The organism is Dechloromonas denitrificans (assembly GCF_020510685.1).
GTDB classification, from domain to species: domain Bacteria; phylum Pseudomonadota; class Gammaproteobacteria; order Burkholderiales; family Rhodocyclaceae; genus Azonexus; species Azonexus denitrificans_A.
On record NZ_CP075185.1, the window covers coordinates 4,505,610 to 4,525,650 of the forward strand.

Genomic DNA, 20,041 nt, shown 5'->3' on the forward strand with positions numbered 1-20,041 from the left:
CACATACAACAGGAAAGCCAGCCGGCTTGTTCCCCTGTCGGAGGCAGCATGTCAGTCAATCTAATCAGCAGCACGAGTTTCAATTCTTCCCTGCCCGCGGGCGCCAGGACGACGGCAGCGCAGGCCGCTGGCGGCGACTTTCTGGCGTCCCTGCAATCCTGCCTGGCCGATTTCATGTCGCAGACCATGAGCACGCTGATGTCTTCCGCGGCCAGCGGCGCTGGTGCGCCCGGCGCCTCGGACCTGGCCGCGCTGCTCGGCAATGGCTCCGCCAGCAACGGGCTGTCGGCCAGCGGTCGCAACACGCTGCTGTTCGATCCCGAATCGGCCTACCGGATGATGACGGCGATCAACACCAAGGATGTGACCTACAAGGCCGAGCTGTCGGAAATGAGCGACATGAAGTCCTACCTGACGACGCTGCAGCAGGAAGCGGCAAACCTCGCCACCATCGACAGCACAACCGGGAATGCCGAGATCGAGCAGCGCCTGCAGGCTTTTGCGGATGCCTACAACGGCTGGATCAACCGCTTCGACGACGATCTGGAAGCCGGCGGTCTGCTCGCCGGCACGCAGGCCGCCACGGTGTCGCAATGGGAACTCGAACAGAGCGTCGAAAACTTCTTCAATGGCGCCAAGGATGGCCTGCACGGCATGGGCGATCTTGGCCTGACCATCGATCCCGTCACCAATCTGGCGAGCCTCGACAGCAAGCGGCTCAATGCAGTGATGGCCAGCAACAAGACGGGGGTGATCAGCACGATCGACGAATTCAGCGCCAATTTCGCCAAGTCGGCCGAACTGCTCAATTCGCCGGGCAATTTCATTCCCAACCGGCTGGACAACCTGACCCGCGTCATCGATTACATCGACGACCACAAAGCAGCGCTGCAGGCCGAGTTCGGCCTCGGCGACGTCGCCCGCCCAACGGGGCAGGTGGCCAAGGCGCTGGCCAGCTACAACGCCATCCATGCCTCGTCGGCCGGGCGGAGTTAGCCCCGATAATTGCCGGAACCGGATGCTCCGCCACGGCAGTTGCCAACCCATCTTGAAGACCCGGCGCCGCCGTTCTTTCGCCGGGCCAGGGAACTTTCTCGCGGCCCGTTCGTTAGAACAGCACAGCAGACAAGGAGCGGATGGCCGGCATGGTGGATGAAGCGGAAAGCGGACTGATCGCCCGCGCCCAGGCGGGCGATCAGCGCGCCTTCACGGCACTGGTCCGCCACTACCAGGATCGGCTGTTCCGCTTCATCCTGCGCCTGACCGGCAACCGTGACGAAGCCCTCGACCTGACCCAGGAGAGCTTCCTGAAAGCCCATCAGGCCCTGGCCCGCTGGCGACCGGAGGCGTCGTTCCGCAGCTGGCTGTTCCGCATTGCCCACAACACGACGCTCGACCTGCTGCGCCGCCGCGCCTGCATCGAGTTCGTCTCCTTTGCCGAATGCCCCGGCGGCGAAGCGGAGCCGGCCTTTCCCGACGCCGCGCCGCAGCCCGACCAGCGCCTGGCCGACCGGCAGAGCGTCGAACTGCTCGGCCGCACCCTGCAGCAACTGCCGGTCGAGCAGCGCGAGATTCTGCTGCTGCGCGAACTGGAAGAGATGTCGTACAGCGAAATTGCCGCCACCCTCGGCATTGCCGAAGGCACCGTCAAATCCCGGCTGGCCCGCGCCCGCAGCGCGGCCATCGCCGGCTATCAAGGCCTTACCGGAGAACTCCGCGATGACTGAGCACACCGCCCCCAAACACACGCCGGACCTGCCCACGCTGTCGGCCTATCTCGATGGCGAACTTGATCATCACGCGGAGCAGCGCGTCGCCGCCCATCTCGCCGCCTGCCCGCTGTGCGCCGCGCGATTCGCCGAGCTGCAGGCGCTTTCCGCCGGCTTCAAGGCGCTGCCCATGGCCAGCCTCGGCTTCGATCTGGCCGGCGTGATCGAAGGCCGCCTCGCCGCTGCGCCGCGTTCTGCCGCCGCCCGGCCCGAACGCCGCTGGTTCAGCCAGTGGCCGCTCGCCATCGGGGCCGCCGCCTCGATCGCCGCCGGCGTTTTCATGGGCTCGGCGCTGGTCGCCGGCCGCGCCGCCGAGGTGCCGCGCATGGCCGCGTTGCGCGTCTTCGACATCATGCCGCCGGGCAGCCTGTGCATCGGCCTCGAATCCTGCTACCGGAAGGAAAGCACCCAATGAAACCGACCCATCTGCGCCTCGCCCTCGCACTCTCCCTGCTGATCAATCTCGGCGTCCTGGCGGCCCTGGCCTACCGCAGCCTGGCGCCGGACAACGCGCCGCCGGCCGGCGAAAGCCTGCCGCGGCACCTGCAGTTGAGCGCCGAACAGCTGCACCGCTGGCACGAATCGGAAGCCGACTTCCTCAGACAGCTGGCCAGCGGCGCCGGCCAGCTGCGGAGGCATCGCGACCGGATGATCGGCGCCATCTTCGCCGAGTCGCCCGACCACCAATTGATCGATGCCGAACGCACAGCCATCGCGCGCCTGCAGGACGAACAGCAGAAGCTGGTGATCGGACAACTGCTGCGCGAACGCGAACTGCTGCAGCCGGCACAACGCGCACGACTGGCCAGCTTGCTGCAGGGACAGCCGGTCGGCGCGTCGACGATCGAGCAACTGCACCGCAATTAGGCGGCGGGGGCGGGAACATTTCGGCCAGCCATTCGTTCAAGTCGGGGAGGTCGCCACGTCGCCGCATTGGGCGCGACGGCCGACCTCCCCGACCTGAACGGAAATCAAGCCATGAAACTGCCAACCTTGCCCCCACTGAGCGCCCTCCTTGTTGCCGCCGGCCTGGCGCTGGCCGGCCCCAGCCATGCCGCGCCGGCCGACACGCACGCCACGCACGCCGAGCATGGCGGGCCGGCCAGCCTGCAGCTCAACGCCGGCCGAAAATGGCAAACCGACGAAGCGCTACGGCAGGCGATGGCCAACATTCGCCGGGCCGTCGCGGCGGCACTTCCCGAGATTCACGACAAGCGCCTGCCAGCCGCTGGCTACGGCAGCCTGGCAAAGACGGTCGACAGCGAAGTCGGCAACATCCTCAGTCACTGCCAGCTGGCGCCCGCGGCCGACGCCCAATTGCACCTGGTCGTCGCCGATCTGCTGGCCGGCGCCGAGCAGATGGCCGGCAAGCCCCAGAAAGCCAAGCGCCGCGATGGAGCGCTGAAAGTGCTCGGGGCGCTGGAAAAATATGCCGCCTATTTCGACGATCCGCAGTTCACGCCGATCGCCCACTGAACCACGCCAGTGGCGACCGCTTGGGTCCAGCCCGTACGGTCGCCAAACATGAATACGATTCACTTGATCAGCCGTCAATTCGTTTGAAACCGTAGCCAGCCACCGGCATTCTCTTCGTACCGCCTCCCTCCGCCTGACGCCCGCCCACCCGGCACCGGCTGCCACGGACACCGCTGGCGCGCCCACCCCCTGGCGCGCTCCGCCGACCGCCATGGCGGTCGATTTCAGGATTTCGAGGAGAACATCATGCAAGACCGCGACGGTTTCATCTGGCTCGACGGCCAGTGGCTGCCCTGGCGCGACGCCACGGTGCACGTGCTGACCCATACCCTGCATTACGGCTACGGCTGCTTCGAGGGCCTGCGGGCCTACGCAACGGCCGACGGCCCGGCGATCTTCCGGCTCGACGAGCATTTGCAGCGGCTCGAGGCTTCGGCCCACATTCTCGCCATCGATCTGCCTTTCGACCGCGCCACGCTGCGCCAGGCTTGCCGCGAAGCGGTCAGCCGCAACGGCCTGAGCAGCGCCTACATCCGGCCGCTGGTCTTTCTCGGCGCCGAGAAGGTGGGCGTCGACCCGGCCGGCGCGGCCAGCCATGTGATGATCGCCGCCTGGCCGTGGGGCGCCTATCTCGGCGGCCAGGCGCTGGAGGAGGGGATACGCGTCCGGGTTTCGTCCTATGCGCGGCATCACCCGAATGTCCAGATGTGCCGGGCCAAGGCGATCTCGACCTACGCCAACTCCATCCTCGCCATCCGCGAGGCGAAACGCGACGGTTACGACGAGGCGATCCTGCTCGATACCGAGGGCTATGTCGCCGAAGGCAGCAGCGAAAACATCTTTCTCGTCTGCAACGGCGAGGTGCTCCAGCCGGAAACCACGTCGGCGCTCGACGGCATCACCCGGCGCACGGTGTGCACGCTGGCCGCCGAGGCCGGATTGGCGGTGCGCAGCAAGCGCATCACGCGCGACGAGCTGTATTGCGCCGATGAGGTTTTCCTGACCGGCACGGCCGCCGAAATCACCCCGGTCATCGAAGTGGACCGGCGGCGCGTCGGCAACGGCCGCCCCGGGCCGCTGACCCGCCAGCTCCAGGAGAGCTATTTCGCCAGCGTGCGAGGCGAACAGCCGGCCGGCCGGAGATGGCTGACGGCGGTTTGAGGTGACGGGCAAGCAGCGTAATATCAGGGTTTTCTAATTTACATTGGAGTCCGCCATGAAAAGAATCCTCTCCGTTACGCTGCTGCTCGCCGCCCTGCCGGCTCTCGCCCAGGATCTCGGCACCCTCACCGCCGAGACCAAAAAGGCCGTGCTGCCGGTCATTCCCAAGGTCGTCAGCGCCATGCAGGAAGCAGTCGCCGCGCAGGGCGTGGCGGGGGCCATCCCGGTCTGCAAGGAGACGGCACCGCAACTGATCAAGGCCAAGCGCCAGGAAACCGGCTGGGACATTCGCCGCGTCAGCCTGAAGACGCGCAATGCCGAACGCGCCACGCCGGACTCGTGGGAGGTGCGCCAACTGGCCGATTTCAATATCCGCGCCGCCAACGGCGAGAAGCCGGAGACACTCGAAAAGAGCGAGATCGTGCACATCGACGGCAAGCCGGTCTTCCGTTACATGAAAGCGCTGCCGGTCGCCGACGTCTGCCTCAAGTGCCACGGCCCGGTCGACGGCATGGAAGCCGGCCTGCCGGCCAAGCTGGCGGCAAGCTACCCGCACGACCAGGCCACCGGCCATGCCAAGGGCCAGATTCGCGGCGCCCTGACGGTCAAGCGTCCGTTGTAATTTCGCCGCCGCCCTTGCTCGCCAGATGGTCGAACAGGGCGGCCGCCGCCGGGCCGAGCGCGGCCCGTGAACGAACGCATAGCTGCAGGTCGCGCGGCGCCCAGGCGTCGGTGATCTGCACCGTCCGCAGGCTGGCCGGCCGGGCGCTCAAGTCGCCCGCGGGAACGGCCGAGTGCGGCACCATGCCGATCCCGACGCCGGCCGCGACCATTCGGCACACCGCATTGAAGCTGCGCACCTGGATCCGCACATCGAGCCGCCCGCCAAGCTGGGCGGCGGCATTCATCATGAAGGTGTGAATGGCGCTGCCGGCATGCAGGCCGACGAAGGGTTCGGCCAGCACTTCGGCAAAAGCCACCGCGTCGCGCCCGGCCAGCGGATGCCCGGCCGGAACGATGAGGACCAGCCGGTCGCGCCGGTAGGGATGGGTTTCCAGCCCGGCCAGCCCGGGTTCGGCGGCGACCACGCCGATTTCCACCTGGCCGGCCGCCACTGCCTGGATGATCGCCGGACTCGGCTGCTCCTCAAGACTGACCCGGATGCGCGGATGGTCGCGCAGGAAATCGCCGAGATCTTCCGGCAGAAAACAGTTGATCGCATTGGTGTTGGCGAACACCGTGACCTGGCTGACCACGCCGCTGGCGTAAGGAGCGAGGTCGGCGTGCATCTGTTCGAGCTGGGCGAACACCTGCCGGGCATGGCGCAGCAGCGATTCGCCGGCCGTCGTCGGGGTCAGGCCGCGGGCATGGCGGACGAACAACGCCACGCCGAGCGCCGCTTCCAGCTGGCTCAAACGATGGCTAGCCGAAGATGGCGCCAGATGGATCTGCGCCGCGCCGCGGGTCAGGCTGCCGCTGTCGGCGATCGCCGCGACCAGCCGCAAATCGGGAAGATCGTAGACCATGGTTTCGTCCATAACGAATGCTGGCTTTCAATAATACCAATTGCCAAGCCTTCCGGCGGCGTATTCAATGGCAGCCAAGGCATCAGCACTCGGCCTTGCCGACGGATGGCAGCGGTTGATCGGCAACCAGCCTCAACCGGAAAACGTTTCGCAAAATCGAACGCTGCCAGCCGAACCCAAAGTCATTTTCATCAAGATAGTTTTGAACCCATGAACCGCTCGCCCCTGACGACGACCGAAAACCGTAACTACCGCCTCGGCTTCTGGCTCGCCATCGGCGCGGCCTTCGGTTTCTCGGCCAAGGCCATCTTCGTCAAGCTGGCCTACCTGGTTCCGCCGGCGGTCGACGGCCTGACCCATGTCGATGCCATTACCCTGCTCGCCCTGCGCATGGCTTTTGCCGCCCCGGCCTTCGGCATTGCGGCGCTGCAAACGAAGAGCGCGGGCGCGCTGAGCGGCCGCCAGTGGGCGGCACTGATCGTCGTCGGGCTGGCCGGCTACTACGGCGCCAGCCTTTTCGACTTCTGGGGCCTGATGTTCATTTCGGCCGGCCTTGAGCGGCTGATCCTGTTTACCTACCCGACCCTGACCGTGCTGCTCGGCGTGGTGTTTTTTGCCAAACGGCTGACCGGGCGCGAAATTCTCGCGCTGGTTCTGACCTACGCCGGGATTGCCGCCGCTTTCGCCCACGACCTCAACCTGGCGGCCGATACCCGCACGGTGTGGACGGGGGCGGCCCTGGTTTTCGCCTCGAGCCTGTCCTACGCCGTCTATCTGTCAGGCGGCGGGCAGCTGATCGCCCGTCTCGGTAGCGGCCGGTTCACCGCGCTGGCCATGGCCGTCGCCACCGCCGCGACCTTTCTGCATTACCTGGTGGCCCGGCCGTGGGACGAAGTCTTTCGCCAGCCCTGGCCGATCTATGCGCTGGCCGCCGGCATGGCGCTGATCTCGACGGTCATTCCGGTATTCATGCAATCGGCCGCGATCAAGGCGATCGGCGCCGGCCGCGCCTCGATGGTCGGCATGATCGGTCCGCTCGCCACCATCCTGCTCGGCTGGCTGTTGCTCGATGAAAGCGTTTCCGTCTGGCAGCTCGGCGGCTCGGCTTTCGTCATCCTCGGCGTCCTGCTCGTCGTCCGGCGCTAAACGGTAGGGCCGGCGGCCGGATCATCGGCCGCGCACCACGATATCGCCGGCGGCTTCGGGTTAGAATCCGGCGCATGATCGGAATCCTATTAATCACCCATGGCAGCTACGGCGAGGCGCTGGTGCAGAACGCCTGCCATGTGCTGAACAAGCGCCCGGCACAGCTGATGCAGCTTGGCGTGGCACCGCAGGACGACCCGCTCGACCTGTTGCCGCTCGCCCGCCAGATGCTGGCCCAGGTCGATAACGGCAAAGGGGCGCTGGTCCTCACCGACATCTTCGGCGCCAGCCCGGCCAATCTCGCCCTCAAACTGCTCGAACCCGGCCATATCGAAGGCCTCACCGGCGTCAATCTGCCGATGCTCGTACGCGCCCTGACGTATCGCGAAAAGGGTATGGAAATCCTGCTGCAGCGAGCCAGGGATGGCGCCCGCGACGGCATTTTCAACATGCTGGAACATTGACCATGCTGACCAGAGACACTGAAATCATCAACAAACTGGGCCTGCATGCGCGGGCCTCCGCCAAGCTGACCCAGCTCGCCGGAAAATACAAATCCGAAATCTGGATGTCCAAGGGCGCCCGCCGCATCAACGCCAAGAGCATCATGGGCGTGATGATGCTGGCGGCCGGCAAGGGCGCCACGGTCAGCATCGAAACCGACGGGGCCGACGAAGCGGAGGCGATGGATGCGCTGCTCGCCTTGATTGCCGACTACTTCGGCGAAGGGGAGTAAACCACCATGAGCTTCGCCCTGCACGGTCTCGGCGTCTCCGGCGGCATCGCCATCGGGCGGGCCTTGCTGATGTCGCACGCGACGCTCGAGGTTTCGCACCTGACCGTCGCACCGCGCATGGTCGACAAGGAAATCGCCCGCTTCGAGGCCGCCGTCAAGGCGGTCAAGGATGAACTGGAGGCGATGAAGGGCACGACCGAGCATGCGCCGGCCGAGCTTGCCGCCTTCATCGACATCCACACCATGTTCCTCGAAGATCCGGAACTGGTGGACAAGCCGCGCGAGATCATCCGCGAACGACGCTGCAATGCCGAATGGGCGCTGGTCCAGCAGATGGAACACCTGGTCCGCCAGTTCGAACAATTCGACGACCCCTACCTGCGCGAACGCAAGCTCGATGTCCGTCAGGTCGTCGAGCGCGTCATCAAGGAGCTGCTCGGCCACCCCAGCCGCGCCGTGATGAAAGCCGGCAAGGGCCTCAAGGAAGAAACGCTGATCGTCGTCGCCCACGACCTGTCGCCGGCCGACGTCATCACCTTCAAGGAACACCGCTTCGCCTCCTTCATCACCGACGTCGGCGGCGCCACCTCGCACACGGCGATTCTCGCCCGCAGCATGGCGATCCCGTCGGTAGTCGGGATGGAGAATGCCCGCTCGCTGATTCGCGATGGCGAACAGCTGATCGTCGACGGCCAGCGGGGCGTCGTCATCGTCAATCCGGACCCGCGCGTGCTCGAGGAATACCAGCTGCGCAAGAACCAGATCGAGCTGGAAGAATCGAAGCTGAAGCGCTTGAAGACGGCAAAATCGCAGACGATCGACGGCGTTGAAGTGCACTTGTACGCCAACATCGAACTGCCCGGCGACATCCCGGAAGCCCTGGAGGGCGGCGCCGAAGGCATCGGCCTGTTCCGCACCGAGTTCCTCTTCCTCGACCGCGGCGACATGCCCGACGAACAGGAGCAGTACGAGGCCTACCGCAAAGTGGTCAAGGGCATGGCCGGCCGGCCGGTCACCATCCGCACCTTCGACCTCGGCAACGACAAGGATCTGCGCCCGGACTCCAGTTTCGGCGACCGGGTCAAGACCAACCCGGCGCTCGGCCGCCGCGCCATCCGGCTATCGCTGGCCGAACCGCAGATGTTCCAGACCCAGTTGCGCGCCATCCTGCGCGCCTCGAAACACGGGCCGATCAAGTTACTGATTCCGATGCTCGCCCACGCCCACGAAATCGACCAGACGCTGGCCGCGCTGGAACAGGCGAAATCGAGCCTGCGCGGCGAGAAGATCAGCTTCGACGAAAACATCGAGGTCGGCGGCATGATCGAAATTCCGGCGGCCGCGCTGGCCATCGGCCTCTTCCTGCGCCGGCTGAATTTCCTGTCGATCGGCACCAACGACCTGATCCAGTACACGCTGGCCATCGATCGCTCCGACGAGCAGGTCGCCGCACTCTACGACCCGCTGCACCCGGCCGTCCTGATGCTGCTGGCGCACACCATGGCGAGCGCCGAAAAGGTCGGCATCCCGGTTTCGGTCTGCGGTGAAATGGCCGGCGATCCGAAGCTGACCCGACTCTTCCTCGGCATGGGTCTGCGCATCTTCTCGATGCACCCGTCGCAGATCCTCAAGGTGAAGAACCGTGTCCTGAAGGCCGATGTCAGCGAACTCGCCCCCAACGTCCGGCGCATGCTGCGCCTCGAAGAACCGGGCAAGCTGCGCGAAGCGCTGGAAAAACTGAACGCCTGATTCAAGGCCAGCCCCGGCGGGGCTGGCTCCCGGCCTCGCCGGGTATTGGCCCGGCCGTAGCCGGGCCGCGGAAAAACTCAGCGCAGGCTGGTCTGGCTAGCCAAGGCAACCGTCGCCGTCGGCCGCTCGTCGCTGATCCCGGCTCGCCGTTTGAGATCGGCCAGCACCTGGGCCGAACCGTTCCGCGCTGCCGCCACCTGCTCCCGACGGTCGCGCTCTTCGATCAGGGCGAGCGCCTGCTGGCGCCAGGCGACCATCTGCGGTTGGTGCTCATGGTGCAGATGATGCCGGCGATTCATCGTGAACCAGCGATGCGCTTCCTCCTGATCGGCGGCAACGCCCTGACCGACCTGGTACATCAGGCCGATCTGGAACTGCGATGCCTTGTCGCCCCGCTCGGCGGCCACGCGGTACCAGCGCAAGGCCTCGGCATAGTCGGTCGGCACGCCGTCGCCGTGCTGGTGAATCACCGCCAGGTTATAGGCGGCATCGACATTTCCCTGTTCGGCCCAGGCTTTCCAGATCGCCACCGCGGGCACCGTCTCGCCCCCCTTGTGCAGTTTTGCCGCCTGCCGCAGATCGGCGTCGACATTTCCCGCATGGGCGGCGAGACAGGTCAGGGAACAAACGACAGCGAGACAAAAACGGGCAAGGAGCGAGGTCATTGGGCGAACTTCCTGAACGTTGCAGCGGTGGAATTGGGAGGAAACATGCTAGACCGCGACCCCGCCCTTTGGAACTAGGCAAATTGCCGCGCGACAATTTGCCGCATTCCCGCCCTGCCCTTACTCCCGGACAATCTGACCCCGCTTAAATACCAATAATTCAGGGAGAACTTCATGGGGAACCGTATTCGTCCGCTGACCGCCGCAATGGCTGTCGCCTTTTCGACAACTGCCGTCTGGCAAAGCGCCGCGGCGCAGAGCGCGACGGTTCTCGACGATGTCGTCGTCAGCGCGAGCAAGATCCGCGAACTACCCACGGCCGACGCCATCAACAACCGGCAAATTGCGCCGCAGCGGCCGGCGACGAGCGATACGGCCAGCCTGCTGAAGGACATTCCCGGCGTCAGCATCCATGGCGCCGGCGGCGTTTCCGGACTGCCGGCGATCCACGGCCTGGCCGATGACCGTCTGCGCATCAAGGTCGATGGCATGGATCTGATCTCGGCCTGCGCCAATCACATGAACCCGGCGCTGTCCTACATCGATCCGAGCAATGTCGACAGCCTCAAGGTATACGCCGGCATCACTCCGGTCAGCGTCGGCGGCGACAGCATCGGCGGGGCGATCATCGTCAATTCGCCAGCCCCGCGCTTCGCCAAGGCCGGCGAGGGACTGCTGACCGGCGGCGAGCTGGGCAGTTTCTATCGCTCGAACGGCGATGCCTGGGGCGTCAATGCCTCGGCCACCATTGCCACGGAAAATCTCAGCATCCGCTACAGCGCCTCGACCGCCCAATCCGACAACTACAAGTCGGCCAAGGAGTTCAAGCCGGGCGTTCTGGCGACCGGCACGAGCAAAGGATCGCGCTGGATTGCCGGCGACGAGGTGGCCTCGACGGCCTACAAGACCCAAAACCAACAGCTGGGCGTCGCTTACCGGCTCGACAACCACCTGTTCGATCTGAAACTCGGCTACCAGCACATCCCTTACCAGGGATTCCCGAACCAGCACATGGACATGACCGACAACAAGAGCACCCAGGTCAATCTCGGCTATACCGGACAATATGCCTGGGGCACGCTTGAATCGCGCGTCTATCACGAACGAACCCGGCACAAGATGGATTTTGCCGAGGACAAATATTTCTACACCCTGGGCATGCCGATGAATACCGAGGGCAAGAATACGGGGGCCCTGGTCAAGGCCGAGATCAACCTTTCCGAGCGCGACCTGCTGCGGGTCGGCAGCGAATACCAGCGCTACCGCCTGGACGACTGGTGGCCGCCGGTCGGCACCGGCGGCATGTCCCCGAACACCTTCGTCAATATCAACAACGGCCAGCGCGACCGCTTCGACCTCTTTGGCGAATGGGAAGGCCGCTGGACGCCGCAATGGATGACGCTGATCGGCGTACGCGGCAGCCAGGTCACCATGGACGCCGGTCGGGTCGCCGGCTACAAGACGACCTACGACACCAGTACGCCCCCCTACAACGCCAATACCTTCAACAATCGGGACCGCTCGCGCACCGATCACAACCTGGACCTGACGCTGCTCGCGCGCTACACGCCGGATGCCAGCCAGACCTATGAGGGCGGCTATTCCCGCAAGACCCGCTCGCCGAGTCTCTACGAACGCTATACGTGGTCGGGCAACGGCATGGGGATGACCATGAACAACTGGGTCAACGACGGCAACGGCTATGTCGGCAACGTCGACCTCAAACCGGAAGTGGCGCACACCGTCAGCGTCAGTGCCGACTGGCACGATGCCGCCCGGACCAACTGGGGCGTCAAGCTGACGCCCTATTACAGCCTGGTCGACAACTACATCGATGCCACCCAGGCCATCGGCAAAACCTGGGTCGCCGGCCAGTTCAACTACCTGACCCTGGCCAACCAGGATGCCCGCCTGTACGGCCTCGACCTCTCCGGCTTTGCAGCGCTCGGCAGGATCGATGGGCTTGGCGGCTTCACGGCGCGCGGCGTCATCGGCTATACGCACGGCAAGAACCGCAGTACCGGCAACAATCTCTACAACATCATGCCGCTCAATGCCCGCCTGGCTCTCGACCATCGCCTCGGCAACTGGACCAACACCATCGAGGAGGTGCTGGTCAGCGCCAAGGACGACGTCTCGGCAGTCCGCAACGAGATGAAGACGGCCGGCTACGGCCTGCTCAACCTGCGCAGCAGCTACGAGTGGAAGAACCTCCGCTTCGATATCGGCCTGGAAAATGCGCTGGACAAGCAATACGCGCTGCCGCTCGGCGGCGCCTACACCGGCCAGGGCCGAACCATGTCGCTGAACGGCGCCGGCGCTCCCTACGGCATCACCGTTCCCGGCATGGGACGCTCGCTCTATGCCGGCATCAATATCAAGTTCTAGGCGCCAGGCAGCCTTCGCCAGGTCGGCGGGAATCGGCGAGGCGATTTGCCAGGCCGGTAACGACGGCCTGGCGTGGCGCCTGCGCAGCGGCGTGGTCAGGCTCGACATGCCCGGCCCGCGAGGCGCGAGCTTTGCCAGCCTGGCCATCGCCGGCGACATTATCGGCTGCGAAACCCTGCTCTTCGGCGCCTACACCTTCAGCGCCACGGCGCTCACCCAGTGCGAACTGGCCCCCTGGCCAGAGGGAGAGTCCGCCAAGGCTGGCGAGTCGCTGCTCGCATCGCTCGCCACGGCACAACGGCGGGCCGCCGATATCGTCGCCCTGCGCGGCGGCCAGGCCACCGACCGGGTCATCGGCCTGATCCGCCTGCTGGCCGATGGCGCCGGGCGAGTCGTCCTGCCGTCCCGGCAGGATATTGCCGACATCACCGATCTGCGCTTTGAAACCATCTCGCGCATCATCAAAACCCTCGAACGCTCGCAGCTGCTGGCCCCGGTGAAGATCGAAGGGGTCCATGCAACCCGGGGTTTTCAGCTCAATCCGGCCAGCCTGGCCTATTGATTCGACATAAACCGCCGGGGCGCGACAATTTGCCGCACCCCGGGCGCCGGCAACGGCCCGTATCATCCAATCCTAAATATATGTTTATTAAGTATTTTTGACACAAATCAATTAGGATTTCATGATGAAGCAAGTGGCACCTTCACCGTTGGCGATCGCTCTTTGCGCAGTTTTTTTCCCCGCCACTAGCATGGCCGCCGATCAGGCGCTCGGCGAGGTCACCGTGACCGCCACCCGCGAAGGACAACTGGTTGCCGAAACCCCGGCGAGCATCGGGGTGATCAAGGACAAGACCCTGCGCGAAGTGCGCCCGACCCACCCGTCGGAAATCATGAGCCAGGTGCCCGGCGTCTGGGTCAATGTGACCGGCGGCGAAGGCCACCAGACGGCGATCCGCCAGCCGCTGACCACCAGCCCGGTGTACCTCTATCTGGAGGACGGCATCCCGACCCGGTCCACCGGCTTCTTCAATCACAATGCCTTGTACGAGGTGAATCTGCCGATGGCCGGCGGCATCGAGATCAACAAGGGGCCGGGCAGTGCGCTCTACGGCTCCGACGCAATCGGCGGCGTGATCAACGTACTGACCCGCCGGCCGCCGACCGGGCCGGAAATCGACGGCTCCCTCGAGGCCGGCTCCTACGGCTGGAAACGGGCGATGATCACCGGCGGCAATGCCTTCGGCGACCACGCCTTCCGCGCCGATCTCAATCTCAGCCATACCGACGGCTGGCGCGACAGCACCGCCTACGACCGGCAGAGCGGCACGCTGCGCTGGGATAGCGCGATCGGCAACGATGCCGTGCTGAAAACAGTCGCCACCTTTTCCAACATCGACCAGGAAACCGCCGGCAGTTCGGCCATTTCCAAAAACGACTACGAAAACAACCCGCGCACCAACTACACGCCGATCTCGCTGCGCAAGGTCCAGGCCGTTCGCCTGTCGACCGCCTACGAGAAGGAATCCGGCGATTCGCTGTTGAGCATCACCCCCTATTACCGCTACAACTCGATGGATTTGCTGGCCAACTGGTCGCTGGCCTACGACCCGACGCGCTACACCAGCGAAAACCAGTCGCTCGGCGCCCAGATCAAATACCGCCAGGATTTCGCTCCGCTGCGCACGCGCCTGATCGTCGGCGTCGATATCGACAACAGCCCGGGCAGCCGCGTCGAAGACGCCATCACCACCACCCAGGCAGGCAGCGGTTATAGGGCGATCTATACCGCTTACCGCATCGGCGCCCGGGTCTACGATTACGACGTCACCTATCGCGGCATTTCGCCCTATGTGCATGGCGAGATTTCACCGCTGCAGAAGCTTCGGGTCACCGCCGGCCTGCGTTACGACGCGGTCAGCTACCAGTACAGCAATCGCATGGCGAGCGCGCCGGTCCTCGCCGGCGGCCGTTACTACGGTCAGGTCGGCGATACCAACATCGATTTCCAGCATCTCAGCCCGAAGCTCGGGGCGACCTATGCCTTCACCGACTCACTGAACGGCTTTGTCGCCTACAACCACGCCTTCCGTACCCCGTCCGAAGGCCAGCTCTTCCGGCCCGCCGCGGCCACCTCGGCGAGCCTGGCGCGGGCTGCCGCCGACGCCGCCCAGCAACTCAAGCCGATCAAGGTCGACAGCTACGAAATCGGCTTGCGCGGCAAGCTCGGCAGTACGGTAAATTACGAGATTTCGGCCTATCACATGACCAAGAAGGACGACATCCTCAGTTACAAGGATCCGCTCAGCAATGTCACGACCGCGACCAACGCCGGCAAGACCCTGCACCGCGGCGTCGAAGTCGGCCTCGGCGCCCAGCTGGCCTCCTTGTGGCGGTTCGACAGCGCCTTCTCCTACGCCAAGCACACCTACGAGACATGGAAAATCGGCAGCACCGACTACAGCGGCAGGGAAATGGAAATCGCCCCGCGCGTCGTCGCCAACACCCGCCTGAGCTACGGCGAGGCGAAAAGCGGCCTGGCCCAACTGGAATGGATGCATTTCGGCAGCTGGTGGTCGGATCAGGCCAACACCGCCAAGTACCCGGGACACGATCTGCTGAACCTGCGCGGCCAGTATCCGCTGGCCCGCGACATGAACCTCTTCGCCAACGTCCATAACCTGGCCGACAAGCGCTACGCCGAAAGTACCAGCGTCACCTCGGGGTTCGAGACCTTCGCCCCCGGCCTGCCGCGCACCCTCACCGTCGGGGTCCAGGCCAAATGGTAGGCGCCATTGTCACGCTGCTGGCCGGCTGCCTGATCGCCACCAGGGCCGCCGCCCATGAACCGGCCGGCCATGCGGCAGGCAAACCGGATTTTTCCCGGATGTGGCAGGAGCGCCTGGAGAGCGCCCCGCGCCTGGCAGTGGCCGCCACTTTCGATGCCAATGGCCGGCTGTGGCTGGCGCGCACGGTCGGCAAACAATTGCAGGTCAGCCATTCGGATGACGCCGGCCAGCATTTTTCGCCGGCGGTTACGGTCAACCGCGAGCCGGAGCTGATTTCCGCCGATGGCGAAGCCCGCCCGGCGATCGCCGTGGTCGATCAGCGGGTCTATCTGAGCTGGACCCAGCCTCTGCCGCAAGCCTTCGCCGGCCACATCCGCTTTGCCGCCTCGGCCGATGGCGGCGCGACCTTCGCCGAGCCGCTGACCATCAACGACAATCGGCAAGCCATCACCCACCGCTTCAATGCCATGCTCGCCAACGAGCACGGCGTCACCATGGCCTGGATCGACAAGCGCGACGGCGACGGCCAGCCGGCCTACCGCGGCGCCGCGATCTACACCGCCCAGTCGACCGACGGCGGACGCAGTTTTGCCGCCAACCGCAAGCTCGCCGACCATTCCTGCGAATGCTGCCGGATCGGCCTGGCCGCCGACCGCGATGGCACGCCGCTGGCCTTCTGGCGGCACATTTTCGGCCGCAACGAACGCGATTTCGCCATCGCCCGCCTCGGCGAACCCTTGCAGCGCGCCTCGACCGACGGCTGGGCCATTGACGCCTGCCCGCATCACGGCGGCAGCTTGGCCGTCGATGAGCAGGGCGGCCGGCACATCGCCTGGTTCACCGGCGCCGCCAAATCGCCCGGCCTGCATTACCGGCGCATCGACGGCGAGCGGATGAGCGTTCCGCTGTCCTTTGGCGACCTCGATGCCCAAGCCGGCCATCCGGCCGTCGCCACGGCCGGCAGCGGCATCGATCTGGTCTGGCGCGAATTCGACGGGCGCGAAAACCGCATCGTCGCCATCCATTCCGCCGACCGCGGCCAGACCTGGAGCAAGCCGATGCGCCTCGCCGCCACCGCCGGCGCCGCCGACGACCCGCTGCTGATCAACGGCCGCGGCGCAATCTGGCTGATCTGGAATACCGCCGACAACGGCCTGAAGATCGTCCGCCTCGGCACATGAAAACGCTCGCCCTGCTCCTCCTGCTGTTTTCGGCAAGCAGCCATGCCGAGATCCGGCCCTTCGTGCCGGGCAGCCTGCAACAAATCCAGGCCGAACAGGCCGGAAAGCCGTTCATCCTGGCCCTTTGGTCCGCCACCTGCATCCATTGCCCGGGCGAACTGAAGACCTTGGCCAAACTAGCCCGCCGACATCCGCGCCTGAACATCGTCCTGCTCGCCACCGACACCCCGGACGAGGCCGCGCAACTGGAAAAGCTCGCCCTCGGCTACGGTCTCGGCAAGCAGGCGCAATGGGTTTTCGCCGACCCGCAGCCGGAAAAGCTGCGCTACCAGATCGACCGCCGCTGGTTCGGCGAACTGCCGCGCACCTATTTTTTCGACCGCAACCACCAGCGCACTGCCAGCTCCGGAGTCATCCCGGTTGAGCAACTCGAACACTGGGTCGGCGAACACGTAAAATAACGCTATGGTCAGCAATCGCCTTTCCCTCGAATCAGGCCCACCCGAATGGCGGCGGAGCGGCCATTTTTTCCTCGCGGCCGCGCTGCTGCACGGGCTGATCCTGTTCTATCCGCTGAAGCTCGCCATCGACCAGCTGGAAATTCCGCCACCCGCCACCATCGCAGTTCGCCTGCTCGAGCCGGCGCCGCCGCAGCAGGCCCCAACGCCCGCCCAGAAGCCAGTTCCGGTTGCCCAGCCAACGGTCAGCCGGCAGCGTGAGCGGCCGCAGCCGACCCCGCGTCCGTTACTCGCCATGCGCGCCGAGCAGGCCGTGCCATCCCCGACCTTTTCGGTACCGGCCCCGAGCGCCGCCCCGCCGGCTCCCCCGGCCGCTGCCCCGACGGCCAGCGCGGCACCGGTCACGGTCACCCCGGCCCGTTTCGACGCCGCCTATCTGCACAATCCCGAACCGAAATACCCGCCACTCTCCCGGCGCCTCGGCGAGGAAGGCAAGGTGTTGCTCAGGGTGCGGGTCAGCCGGGATGGTCAGCCGGCGACGATCGATTTTGAAAAAAGCAGCAATTTCGAGCGGCTCGACGAAGCCGCCAAACAGGTTGTCGCGCGCTGGCGCTTCATTCCGGCGAAACGGGGCGACGAGGCGATCGAAGCCTCGGTGATCATTCCCATTGTCTTTCGGCTGGATGGTTGAGGCAGGCCGGACGTGACGACGGGGACCGAAGTCCCCGCCGGCTATCTTTGGTAACAAGGCTCCAGCAGCCCCGGCTGAAAGCTTATGCAGCTACAGCGAAACGCTCATCGTTGGCGTTTGAGAATTTGCTTCATTAACGTCGATCGCCTGACGAGTTGCCTGCGCACCTTTGCCCGCCCTGTCGAAGCCAGTACACCCCCATCTAAAGACACCGGAATGCCCTTAGGTGGAGGTGAGGGGAATCGAACCCCTGTCCAGAACGCCTCCAGATTGCCGGAATTACAACCATGCTTCGAATTATGGGGGCGGGGGGGGCGATTTACAAGAGCCGACCCCGGAGCAATTTTTCAATCGCCTCAGAGTTCCCGTTCGGCACTGAGCAGGCGCTCGCAGTAGCGGGCGATCAGATCGACTTCGAGATTCACCCGGCTGCCCGGCTGGAGATTGTTCAGCGTCGTATTTTCCAGCGTGTGCGGGATCAGGTTGATGGTAAACACCTGGCCGCTGACCTCGTTGGTGGTCAGGCTGACGCCATTGACGGTGACCGATCCCTTGCGCGCGATGTAGCGGGCGATTTCCTTCGGGGCGAGGATTTCCAGCATCCGGTTGTCACCGACCGGCTCGAAACGCAGCACTTCGCCGACTCCATCGACGTGGCCGGAAACCAGATGGCCGCCCAGCCGATCGGCCAGACGCAACGCCTTTTCCAGATTGACCGGGCCGGGCGCGTCGAGACCGACGGTGCACGACAGCGTTTCGGGCGAGACATCGACCATGAATTGGTTGGCGTCCTTGGCCACCACGGTCAGGCAGACCCCGTTGTGGGCGATCGAGTCGCCCAGCGCGACATCGTCGAGGCCAAGCGTGCCGGCCTCGACATGCAGACGGAAGCCGACTTCGCGGGCGGTGAGGTGAGTGATGCGGCCAACCGCCGCGATGATCCCAGAGAACATGGCAGAACCCGTTTGCGTAAAGGGGCAAACTTTAGCACGGCCGCTTGACCGGACGACTTGCCAGAATGGCTCGTTGCCAATAGGGTTTCACCTTTGCGTAATCGATTCATCAAAGGGAGACAAAGTTGAACAAAACGCTACTCGCCGCACTGCTCTCAACCATCGCCGCCACTGCGCTGGCCGACATCAACGTCGGCGTCACGCTGTCGGCCACCGGCCCGGCCGCCTCGCTCGGCATACCGGAAAAGAACACCATCGACCTGTTGCCGAAAAGCATCGCCGGGCAGAAGGTCAATTACCTCGTGCTCGACGACGCATCCGACACCACCACGGCGGTCAAGAACACCAAGAAGCTGATCAGCGAAAACAAGGTCGACCTGATCATCGGCTCGACGACGACACCCAATTCGCTGGCCATGGTCGGCGTTGCCGCCGAGGGCGAGACGCCGATGATCGCCCTGGCCGCCTCGGCGCGCATCGTCGAGCCGATGGACGACAAGCGTAAATGGGTCTTCAAGACACCGCAGAACGATGCCCAGATGTCGACCGCGATCATCGAGCACATGACCAACAACAACGTCAAAACCGTGGCCTACATCGGTTTTTCCGACGCCTACGGCGAAGGTTGGTGGAACGAGTTCTCCAAGCTGGCCGAAGTGCGCAAGATCGCGCTGGTCGGCAACGAGCGCTTCAATCGCACCGATACCACGGTAACCGGCCAGATCCTCAAGATCCTTTCCGCCAAGCCGGATGCCGTACTGATCGGCGGCGCCGGCACGCCGGCCGCGCTGCCGCAGAAATCGCTGAAGGAAAAGGGCTACAAGGGCATCATTTACCAGACGCACGGCGTCGCCAACAACGACTTCCTGCGCGTCTGCGGCAAGGATTGCGAAGGCACCGTGCTGCCAACCGGCCCGGTACTGGTCGCCGGGCAGTTGCCGGCCGACAATCCGGTGAAGAAATCGGCGACCGAATACGTCACCCGCTACGAAGCCGCCCACGGCAAGGGCAGCGTCAATGCCTTCGGCGGCTACGCCTGGGATGCCGGCCAGCTGTTGGCCGCCGCCGCGCCGCAGGCCCTGAAGACAGCGCAACCGGGCAGCCGTGAATTCCGTCTGGCGCTGCGCGATGCGCTGGAAGCGACGAAGAATGTCGCCGGTGCCCACGGCGTCTTCAACATGAGCGCCAGCGACCACCTCGGCCTCGATCAGCGGGCCCGGGTCATGGTCACCGTGCAGCAGGGCGCCTGGAAACTGGCCCGCTGAATCACCCGGCAACAGCTGGCACGCTGCGTCCGGCCAATGCCGGCCAGACACGGCGTGCTAAAATTTCGCGTTACTCCTTTCGGAATAA

At 65.0% G+C, this 20,041-nt stretch carries 22 protein-coding genes and 1 other RNA gene; 19 read left to right on the forward strand and 4 right to left on the reverse strand.

What is annotated here, in order from left to right; translation table 11 throughout:
* Positions 1-48: 48 nt before the first annotated feature.
* The 7 genes from KI611_RS21470 (at position 49) to KI611_RS21500 (ending at position 5,028) form a co-directional block, all read left to right on the forward strand.
* Complete coding sequence (locus KI611_RS21470; protein WP_226417684.1) at positions 49-996, forward strand: hypothetical protein; 948 nt, start codon at positions 49-51, stop codon at positions 994-996.
* A gap of 149 nt (positions 997-1,145) precedes the next feature.
* Positions 1,146-1,727, forward strand: coding sequence for an RNA polymerase sigma factor (locus KI611_RS21475; protein ID WP_226417685.1), 582 nt, complete (start codon positions 1,146-1,148; stop codon positions 1,725-1,727).
* Positions 1,720-2,184: an anti-sigma factor family protein gene (locus KI611_RS21480; protein ID WP_226417686.1), complete on the forward strand. Its 465-nt coding sequence runs from the start codon at positions 1,720-1,722 to the stop codon at positions 2,182-2,184. Before KI611_RS21475 ends, KI611_RS21480 begins: the two co-directional genes overlap by 8 nt.
* Positions 2,181-2,636, forward strand: a complete 456-nt coding sequence (locus KI611_RS21485; protein ID WP_226417687.1) for a periplasmic heavy metal sensor — start codon at positions 2,181-2,183, stop codon at positions 2,634-2,636. The genes KI611_RS21480 and KI611_RS21485 overlap by 4 nt, the downstream gene beginning before the upstream one ends.
* Positions 2,637-2,747: 111 nt before the next feature.
* The gene (locus tag KI611_RS21490; RefSeq protein ID WP_226417688.1) at positions 2,748-3,245 is read left to right on the forward strand and encodes a hypothetical protein; all 498 of its coding nucleotides are present in this window, start codon (positions 2,748-2,750) and stop codon (positions 3,243-3,245) included.
* A gap of 246 nt (positions 3,246-3,491) precedes the next feature.
* Positions 3,492-4,406 carry a branched-chain amino acid transaminase gene (locus KI611_RS21495; protein ID WP_226417689.1) on the forward strand — a complete coding sequence of 305 codons (915 nt, stop codon included), beginning with the start codon at positions 3,492-3,494 and terminating at the stop codon, positions 4,404-4,406.
* A 55-nt stretch (positions 4,407-4,461) separates the two neighbouring features.
* Positions 4,462-5,028, forward strand: coding sequence for a DUF3365 domain-containing protein (locus KI611_RS21500; RefSeq protein ID WP_226417690.1), 567 nt, complete (start codon positions 4,462-4,464; stop codon positions 5,026-5,028).
* Here the strand turns inward: KI611_RS21500 and KI611_RS21505 are convergent.
* A complete protein-coding gene (locus KI611_RS21505) occupies positions 5,012-5,944 on the reverse strand; it encodes a LysR family transcriptional regulator (RefSeq protein ID WP_226417691.1) in 933 nt (310 codons plus the stop codon). The genes KI611_RS21500 and KI611_RS21505 overlap by 17 nt on opposite strands.
* 55 nt (positions 5,945-5,999) lie before the next feature.
* On the opposite strand from KI611_RS21505, the gene KI611_RS21510 reads away from it, so the two are divergent.
* From KI611_RS21510 to ptsP, 5 genes are all read left to right on the forward strand, one after another.
* Positions 6,000-6,146, forward strand: a complete 147-nt coding sequence (locus tag KI611_RS21510) for a hypothetical protein (protein WP_226417692.1) — start codon at positions 6,000-6,002, stop codon at positions 6,144-6,146.
* Positions 6,143-7,078: a DMT family transporter gene (locus KI611_RS21515; RefSeq protein WP_226417693.1), complete on the forward strand. Its 936-nt coding sequence runs from the start codon at positions 6,143-6,145 to the stop codon at positions 7,076-7,078. The genes KI611_RS21510 and KI611_RS21515 overlap by 4 nt, the downstream gene beginning before the upstream one ends.
* Before the next feature lie 74 nt (positions 7,079-7,152).
* Positions 7,153-7,542 (forward strand): PTS sugar transporter subunit IIA, encoded by a 390-nt coding sequence (locus KI611_RS21520; RefSeq protein ID WP_226417694.1) that lies wholly within the window; start codon positions 7,153-7,155, stop codon positions 7,540-7,542.
* A 2-nt stretch (positions 7,543-7,544) separates the two neighbouring features.
* Positions 7,545-7,814: an HPr family phosphocarrier protein gene (locus KI611_RS21525; RefSeq protein ID WP_226417695.1), complete on the forward strand. Its 270-nt coding sequence runs from the start codon at positions 7,545-7,547 to the stop codon at positions 7,812-7,814.
* Between the two features lie 6 nt (positions 7,815-7,820).
* On the forward strand, positions 7,821-9,563 hold the full coding sequence (gene ptsP, locus KI611_RS21530) for a phosphoenolpyruvate--protein phosphotransferase (protein WP_226417696.1): 1,743 nt from the start codon (positions 7,821-7,823) through the stop codon (positions 9,561-9,563).
* 77 nt (positions 9,564-9,640) lie between these two features.
* Here the strand turns inward: ptsP and KI611_RS21535 are convergent, their stop codons facing one another.
* Entirely contained in the window at positions 9,641-10,228 is a 588-nt protein-coding gene (locus KI611_RS21535) for a tetratricopeptide repeat protein (RefSeq protein WP_226417697.1), read from the reverse strand.
* A 174-nt stretch (positions 10,229-10,402) separates the two neighbouring features.
* On the opposite strand from KI611_RS21535, the gene KI611_RS21540 reads away from it, so the two are divergent.
* The 6 genes from KI611_RS21540 (at position 10,403) to KI611_RS21565 (ending at position 17,735) form a co-directional block, all read left to right on the forward strand.
* Positions 10,403-12,616, forward strand: a complete 2,214-nt coding sequence (locus KI611_RS21540) for a TonB-dependent receptor plug domain-containing protein (RefSeq protein WP_226417698.1) — start codon at positions 10,403-10,405, stop codon at positions 12,614-12,616.
* A complete protein-coding gene (locus KI611_RS21545) occupies positions 12,591-13,178 on the forward strand; it encodes a Crp/Fnr family transcriptional regulator (protein WP_226417699.1) in 588 nt (195 codons plus the stop codon). The genes KI611_RS21540 and KI611_RS21545 overlap by 26 nt, the downstream gene beginning before the upstream one ends.
* 190 nt (positions 13,179-13,368) lie before the next feature.
* A complete protein-coding gene (locus tag KI611_RS21550; protein WP_226417700.1) occupies positions 13,369-15,405 on the forward strand; it encodes a TonB-dependent receptor in 2,037 nt (678 codons plus the stop codon).
* Positions 15,399-16,586: a sialidase family protein gene (locus tag KI611_RS21555; RefSeq protein WP_226417701.1), complete on the forward strand. Its 1,188-nt coding sequence runs from the start codon at positions 15,399-15,401 to the stop codon at positions 16,584-16,586. The genes KI611_RS21550 and KI611_RS21555 overlap by 7 nt, the downstream gene beginning before the upstream one ends.
* Positions 16,583-17,047 carry a TlpA family protein disulfide reductase gene (locus KI611_RS21560; protein WP_226417702.1) on the forward strand — a complete coding sequence of 155 codons (465 nt, stop codon included), beginning with the start codon at positions 16,583-16,585 and terminating at the stop codon, positions 17,045-17,047. The genes KI611_RS21555 and KI611_RS21560 overlap by 4 nt, the downstream gene beginning before the upstream one ends.
* A gap of 4 nt (positions 17,048-17,051) precedes the next feature.
* Positions 17,052-17,735, forward strand: coding sequence for an energy transducer TonB (locus tag KI611_RS21565; RefSeq protein ID WP_226417703.1), 684 nt, complete (start codon positions 17,052-17,054; stop codon positions 17,733-17,735).
* 13 nt (positions 17,736-17,748) lie between these two features.
* On the opposite strand, the gene ssrA is transcribed toward KI611_RS21565, so the two are convergent.
* Both ssrA and KI611_RS21575 read right to left on the reverse strand, forming a co-directional pair.
* Positions 17,749-18,073, reverse strand: a transfer-messenger RNA (tmRNA) gene (gene ssrA, locus KI611_RS21570).
* An 18-nt stretch (positions 18,074-18,091) separates the two neighbouring features.
* Positions 18,092-18,688, reverse strand: a complete 597-nt coding sequence (locus KI611_RS21575) for a riboflavin synthase (RefSeq protein WP_226417704.1) — start codon at positions 18,686-18,688, stop codon at positions 18,092-18,094.
* Positions 18,689-18,813: 125 nt separating this feature from the next.
* Here KI611_RS21575 and KI611_RS21580 point away from each other — a divergent pair, with 125 nt between their 5' ends.
* The gene (locus KI611_RS21580; protein ID WP_226417705.1) at positions 18,814-19,953 is read left to right on the forward strand and encodes an ABC transporter substrate-binding protein; all 1,140 of its coding nucleotides are present in this window, start codon (positions 18,814-18,816) and stop codon (positions 19,951-19,953) included.
* The last annotated feature ends 88 nt before the right edge of the window (positions 19,954-20,041 follow it).